General features: G+C 38.2%; 6 protein-coding genes. 5 read left to right on the plus strand and 1 reads right to left on the minus strand.

Annotated elements, in window-relative coordinates; genetic code table 11:
- Positions 1–132: 132 nt before the first annotated feature.
- The 5 genes from BM097_RS12575 (at position 133) to ftsZ (ending at position 6,355) form a co-directional block, all read left to right on the plus strand.
- On the plus strand, positions 133–2,073 hold the full coding sequence (locus BM097_RS12575; RefSeq protein WP_242944712.1) for a peptidoglycan D,D-transpeptidase FtsI family protein: 1,941 nt from the start codon (positions 133–135) through the stop codon (positions 2,071–2,073).
- Positions 2,074–2,119: 46 nt separating this feature from the next.
- Complete coding sequence (gene mraY, locus BM097_RS12580) at positions 2,120–3,067, plus strand: phospho-N-acetylmuramoyl-pentapeptide-transferase (protein WP_330389654.1); 948 nt, start codon at positions 2,120–2,122, stop codon at positions 3,065–3,067.
- Between the two features lie 18 nt (positions 3,068–3,085).
- Positions 3,086–4,246, plus strand: coding sequence for an FtsW/RodA/SpoVE family cell cycle protein (locus tag BM097_RS12585; protein WP_177197461.1), 1,161 nt, complete (start codon positions 3,086–3,088; stop codon positions 4,244–4,246).
- The gene (locus tag BM097_RS12590; RefSeq protein ID WP_090550532.1) at positions 4,239–5,000 is read left to right on the plus strand and encodes a cell division protein FtsQ/DivIB; all 762 of its coding nucleotides are present in this window, start codon (positions 4,239–4,241) and stop codon (positions 4,998–5,000) included. Before BM097_RS12585 ends, BM097_RS12590 begins: the two co-directional genes overlap by 8 nt.
- A 140-nt stretch (positions 5,001–5,140) precedes the next feature.
- The gene (gene ftsZ / locus BM097_RS12595; RefSeq protein WP_090550536.1) at positions 5,141–6,355 is read left to right on the plus strand and encodes a cell division protein FtsZ; all 1,215 of its coding nucleotides are present in this window, start codon (positions 5,141–5,143) and stop codon (positions 6,353–6,355) included.
- Positions 6,356–6,470: 115 nt separating this feature from the next.
- On the opposite strand, the gene BM097_RS12600 is transcribed toward ftsZ, so the two are convergent.
- Positions 6,471–6,665, minus strand: coding sequence for a hypothetical protein (locus BM097_RS12600; RefSeq protein WP_090550540.1), 195 nt, complete (start codon positions 6,663–6,665; stop codon positions 6,471–6,473).
- Positions 6,666–6,738 lie beyond the last annotated feature (73 nt).

Genomic DNA, 6,738 nt, shown 5'->3' on the forward strand with positions numbered 1-6,738 from the left:
GATTCAGCAATGGCTAGTAATAAAAGACGAAGATTAAAACCGAATAATAAAATATTAAAAAGAATGCAACGCAAGCTCTGGGTAGTTTTCGGAATTGTTTGTATTCTTTTTGTTGTTCTAATAGGTCGAGTAATGTACATTCAGCACACTAGTGGTGATAAGTACGAAAAGATTGTATTGTCCCAGCAGGATTACGACAGCACAATTATCCCATTCCAAAGGGGAAATATAGTCGATTCCAGAGGTACAGTTCTTGCAACTAGTGTTGATGTTTACAACGTTATCTTGGATTGCAAGGTTTTAAATGGAAATGATAAAAAATTTCCAGGAAGCACTCAGGCTACAATTAATCTTGTTACCGAATGCTTCGATGAGATAGATGCAGATAAAATCAAAACACAGCTTTCAAAAAACGCTAATAGTCAGTACTATGTTTTAGCAAAGAGAGTATCCTATGAGGAGATGGCTGATTTCCAGGAGAAAAAAGCATCAGAGGGTAATAAAGGAAAGATTTTTGGCATCTGGTTTGAAAAGGAATATATTAGACAGTATCCTTATGGCTCACTTGCTGCAGCCACAATAGGTTATGCTAGTAGTGGTAATGTTGGTGTTATCGGTCTTGAGAATAAATATTCATCAATACTAAATGGTATTAATGGTCGTACCTATGGATATCTGAATTCCGATAATAATTTAGAGCAGACTACAATTGATGCCACAAATGGAAATAATATTGTTTTATCACTGGATGTTAATATTCAGACTATCGTAGAAAAGGCTGTTGCAGATTGGAATGCAACCACAGCAGCCAACTGGAATGCAGAGCATCCGGATGAGCCAGAGACCTTCGGTTCAAAACATACAGCGGTGCTTGTTATGAACCCAAATAATGGTGAAATATATGCCATGGCTCAATACCCAAATTTCGATTTGAACAATCCTAGAGATTTGACACCATACTTCTCACAGGAAGATATTGATGCCATGGATCAGGATCAGAAGATGGATGAGCTTAACAAAATATGGCAGAACTTTTGCATTACCTATACTTATGAGCCAGGTTCTACCTTTAAGCCATTTACAGTTGCAATGGGGCTTGAAACCGGAGATTTAACTGGTGATGAAACCTATTTTTGCGATGGTGGTGAAATGATTCCTGGCTACCCTAAGCTAGTAAAGTGTGTTGCTCATAATAAGGGTGGACATGGTACTCAGACCATTGCAGACGCACTTTCCAATTCCTGCAATGATGCTCTTATGCAGATGGTTCGTGTGATTGGACCTGAAACTTTTTCTGATTATCAGTCTATTTTCGGCTTTGGACAAAAGACAGGCATCGATTTAACAGGAGAGGCTAGTACAGCTAGCCTTATATATAGTAAGGAAGATTTGAATTCTGCTATCAACTTAGCTACAAATTCCTTCGGTCAGAACTTTAATACTACTATGATTCAGCTGGGCACAGGTTTTTGTTCTTTGATTAATGGTGGATATTTATACGAACCACATCTTGTTACAAAGATTACAGATTCAAATGGAAATACAGTTTCAGAAATAGAGCCTGTTGTTCAAAAAAGAACAATCTCTAAGGAAACTGGAGACTTAATAAAAAGCTATTTGGAATATGTTGTTTCTGATGGTACAGGTAAAACTGCCGGTGTAGATGGCTATCGAATTGGAGGAAAGACAGGTACTGCCGAAAAGCTTCCTCGTGGAAATCACAAATATTTAGTTTCATTTATTGGCTTTGCACCAGTTGATAATCCGCAGGTAGTGGTGTATGTTATTGTAGATGAGCCTGGAGTAGGAGCAATTGGAAATAACCAAGCTCACAGTAGCTTTGCCCAAGAGATATGTCACAATATTTTCGAACAGATATTGCCATATCTTGGCGTTGAATCCTCTCTTACAGAGGAGGAGCAGGCACAGGCTGCTCAATCCTTAACAGAGCAGGCGCAGGCTACACCTGACGAAGGTGTTACAGAGGATACCCCAGAAGGAGCAGAGTCCACAGCAGATCCATCTGAAACACCAGAGGTTTCAGAAGACACTGAGGATGTACCAGGTCAATAATTATTTGTTTAATCAATTTTAGTTATTTTTGGATTGGAGTTATATTATGTTTGAAGTTTTTTTACCAATGTTAGTAAGCTTTATTATAGTGTTAATACTAGGACCTATTTGTATTCCTCTCTTAAGACGTCTTAAGATGGGTAACACTGAAAGAGAATACATTAAAGAACACAAGCTAAAGAACGGCACACCTTCAATGGGTGGAATTATGATTCTTATTGCTTTTTCTATTGTAGGTTTTTATTATGCTAGATTTAGTCCACATATTTACCCAATCCTTTACCTTACATTAGGCTTTGGTATTATTGGTTTCGTTGATGATTTTTTAAAGGCAATCAAGCACAGCTCTGATGGCTTAAAGGCATGGCAGAAGATGCTTGGCCAGCTCCTTGTAACAACTGGCTTTGCAGTATACATGGTTAAATTTTCTGATGTAAACTTGGAAATCAGAATCCCATATACTGGCGCTTTTATAGATATAGGCTGGCTTGCAGTTGTAGTTTTATATCTTGCAGTTTTGGGAACAGTTAACGGTGCCAACTTTACAGACGGCTTAGACGGACTTGCAACATCAGTAACACTTGTTATCGCTGCATTTTTCGGAATAGTTTCAATCACCTTATATTCAGATATCACTCCAGCAGCTGCTGCCATGGTTGGTGCGCTTCTTGGATTTTTAATGTTTAATGTACATCCAGCTAAAATTTTCATGGGTGATACAGGCTCACTTGCTTTAGGCGGATTTGTTGCAGCAAGTGCTTACATGTTAAAAATGCCTGTATTCATTATTTTAGTTGCACTTATTTATTTAGTAGAAGTTTTATCAGTTATTCTTCAGGTAGGCTATTTTAAGCTTACTCACGGAAAACGTATTTTTAGAATGGCGCCTATTCATCACCATTACGAATTAGGTGGCTGGTCAGAAGTAAAGGTTGTGGCAGTATTTACAACAGTTACTATTTTCTTGTGCGTATTTGCATATTATTTAGTATAAGGAGTTGGGGAAGAGTTTATGGCAAGAGAGCAGGATCTGGCGGCCTCTAGAAAAGAGGAGCGACGGCGAAAAAAAATTAAAAAGCTTTTGAACTTTGACTATACCTTATTACTTATCGTTGTGTTTATTTTAGCCTTCGGGTTAGTTATGCTTTACAGCACATCAGCTTATGCAGCTACATTAAAAACAGGCCAATCTTCATTTTATTTAAAGAAACAGCTCTTTGCTGCTTGCCTCGGTTTTATGGGAATGTTTTTCACTACCAAAATCGATTATAGAAGATGGGCACATTTGACCTTTCCTTTTTATGTAATTTCTATATTTTTATGTATAGCAGTTATTTTCGTAGGTTCAACTATTAACGGACAGTCTCGTTGGCTCAGCTTTGGTGGTATAAATGTACAGCCATCTGAAATTGGAAAGATATCGGTAATACTGTTACTTGCCAATCTTATAGATCGCTATCCAAAAGCCTTTCGCTCTCTTAAGGGAAATATTAAGGCACTAGGATTATATGCATGTCCTTTGGTTGCGGTAGTTGCCTACAACAATCTTTCGACAGCTATTATCATTTTGGGAATAGCCTTTGTTATGGCGTTTGTAGCTTCCCCTAAAAGCTGGTATTTCTTTGCGGCTTTTGGCTTTGCAGTTTTTGTAATTATAGCTTCCATTCCATTGGTAGGTTACCGTGCTGGGCGTATCCAGGCTTGGCTACATCCGGAGGATTACATTAGTAGTACCGGCTATCAGACTCTTCAAGGCCTTTATGCCATAGGTAGCGGGGGCTTGTTTGGAAAAGGCTTAGGAGAAAGTATGCAAAAATACATTGTTCCAGAAGCACAGAATGATATGATTTTTTCTATTATATGTGAGGAGCTTGGTGTATTTGGAGTGGTCTGCGTTATACTTTTGTATATTCTGATGCTCTATAGACTTTTGTATATTGCTAATCATGCTAAGGATATGTTTGGTTCTTTCATTTGTATAGGAATTATGGCACATATTGCTATTCAGGTTATTTTGAATGTTGCAGTAGTTACCAACTCAATGCCAAATACAGGTGTAACATTGCCTCTCATAAGCTATGGTGGAACTTCAGTGGCTATTTTGCTTACGGAAATAGGTTTTGCTCTTAGTGTTTCTAAAAATATGGAGTTCAAGGAGGACGATTATGTCTAGAAGACGTAGAAGACGAAGTATCGGAAGTCTTATCCTTGGATTAATCGAATTAATATTGGCAATAGCTATATTAATTGCTATTGGCCTTGGGGCAGCATACTTTTTCTGCCCGTTAAAAAAGATTGAAGTTGAAGGTACTGATTTATACACAAAGGATGAAATAATCAATTACATTATCGATGATGAGTATTCCCATAATACCGTTTATGCATTCGTGAAAAACAAGCTTTTTCCTAAAGGGGATGCTGAATTCATTGAATCCTTTGATGTGTCTATAACAGGAGCTAATTCACTTACCATCACCTGTAATGAAAAGGCTATTTTAGGCTACATATTAACAGAAGATGGTAAATACATATATTTTGATTATGATGGCAACATAGTAGAAATAAGCGAGACCTTTGTTGATAGAGGGTATATGCAAATAGATGGTGTATCTCTTGAGGAACCTCAGATTGGCAAGGCACTTCCTATTGGCGATGATGAAATGGGTTATCTGACATCACTGATTAAAATACTTCATAAGAATAGTTTGATGCCAAAAGTTATTTCTTATGATGCAAAAAATCATATTACAATAAGCTATGATACATACAGTATTTCATTGGGAAGCAGCTACCTCTTAGAGGAGAAGATTGATAGGATGCTTAGGATACTTCCACAGATTGAAGGTTTATATGGTACACTACATCTAGAAAATTATTCGAACCAAAATACAGATATTGTATTCGAAAAAGAAGATGTTGTTGAATAAATAAATGGAATTTTTATTAAAAAACGGTTGCGAAATATAGTGAAAAAATATAATATTATTAGTGTACATTTACGAGTATGCATTTGGTATTAGATATTTTGCAACCTCCCTTAGAGGTTTAATAAAAGGAGGATAAAGTTTTGATTAACATTACGACTGACGAGACAGGGGCTCCTGTTAGAATCATTGTTGTTGGTGTCGGCGGAGCTGGCAACAATGCAGTAAAGCGTATGGTTGAAGAGGGAATAGGGGGAGTTGAGTTCATCGGAATCAACACTGATAAGCAGGCACTTGATTTATGCAAGGCGCCTACTCTTTTAGCTATAGGTGAAAAAACTACTGGTGGAAAAGGTGCTGGCGCCAATCCAGAAGTAGGTCAAAAGTCCGCAGAAGAGAGCGCAGAGGATATCTCATCAGCAATCAAAGGTGCTGATATGGTATTCATTACATGCGGAATGGGTGGCGGTACAGGTACTGGTGCAGCTCCTGTTGTTGCAAAGATTGCAAAGGAACAGGGCATCCTTACAGTTGGTATTGTTACTAAGCCTTTCCAGTTCGAAGGAAAGCCACGTATGAACAACGCTCTTAATGGTATTGAGAGATTAAAAGAAAATGTAGATACATTGATTGTTATCCCTAACCAGAAGCTTGTTGAAATCTGCAACAAGAGCATGGGTATTGGTGAGAGCTTTAGAATGGCTGATGGTGTTTTACATCAGGCTGTTCAGGGTATTACTGATCTTATTACTAAGAACTCACTTATCAACCTTGACTTCGCAGATGTTACTACAGTCATGAAGGATAAGGGCTTAGCACACGTAGGTATCGGTTCTGCTAAGGGAGATGAGAAGGCTCTTGAGGCTGTTAAGGCAGCTGTTGCTTCTCCACTTCTTGAGACTAGCATCCAGGGTGCTACAGATGTCATCGTTAATATCTGTGGTGATGTTGGACTTAACGATGCTAACGAGGCTACATCATACGTACAGGATATGACAGGTGCAGATGCTAACATTATTCTTGGTATCACTGTTGATGAGTCTATGGATGATGAAGTTTCTGTTACAGTTATTGCTACAGGTCTTGGTGATCCAGCTCCAGCAGGCAGCTTCCGTAACACATCAGGTATGGTATATAATACACAGCCAAGACAGTCTAGCGCAGATATTCTTGGCAGCATGAATAGAGTGGCAGCTCCAGCAGGCCAGTCAGGCATTACAAATACACCACCTGTTGTTAACAGAACAGTGGTACAGAGCACAGTGCAGCGTCCATTGACACCTACAGTACCTACAGAAAGCACAGTTCCTGAGCTTAATATCAAAATGCCAGATTTTATGAATTCAATTAAGAAATAGATTTTTAGCCCCATGTAGATGGGGCTTTTTTTACTTTATAGGAAATTTCTCCTTCGGAGAAATCTTGAACTAAAAAGGCCCGCGCGGAGGCGGGCATGAAAACAAGAAGTATTACTTAGAAGATATAAAAACCTTCTGCACCTACTTCATCTTCTGGATCAAAATCATCATCTTCAAGGAAATAGTGCATATCTAATAAATGATCATCGCTCATAGCTTTGATGTCAGATGCCGTCATTCCTTCAGGTGGATTTTGGATATATTTAGTTCTTATTTCATCTACAGGATTGTTGTTACTAATAAGAATCACCTCCAAGCTTTTTAATGATTTTAACACTTGGAGAAAGATATAGGAACCTATCCAGCTTTAGCCCAAGCTCTTT

Source organism: Pseudobutyrivibrio sp. OR37 (genome assembly GCF_900113655.1).
GTDB lineage: Bacteria > Bacillota > Clostridia > Lachnospirales > Lachnospiraceae > Pseudobutyrivibrio.

Bases quoted from the DNA above. Each gene is read 5' to 3' on its own strand.
- BM097_RS12575 (WP_242944712.1), top strand. From the start codon at position 133: ATGTACATTCAGCACACTAGTGGTGATAAGTACGAAAAGATTGTATTG.
- mraY (WP_330389654.1), top strand. From the start codon at position 2,120: ATGTTTGAAGTTTTTTTACCAATGTTAGTAAGCTTTATTATAGTGTTA.
- BM097_RS12585 (WP_177197461.1), top strand. From the start codon at position 3,086: ATGGCAAGAGAGCAGGATCTGGCGGCCTCTAGAAAAGAGGAGCGACGG.
- BM097_RS12590 (WP_090550532.1), top strand. From the start codon at position 4,239: ATGTCTAGAAGACGTAGAAGACGAAGTATCGGAAGTCTTATCCTTGGA.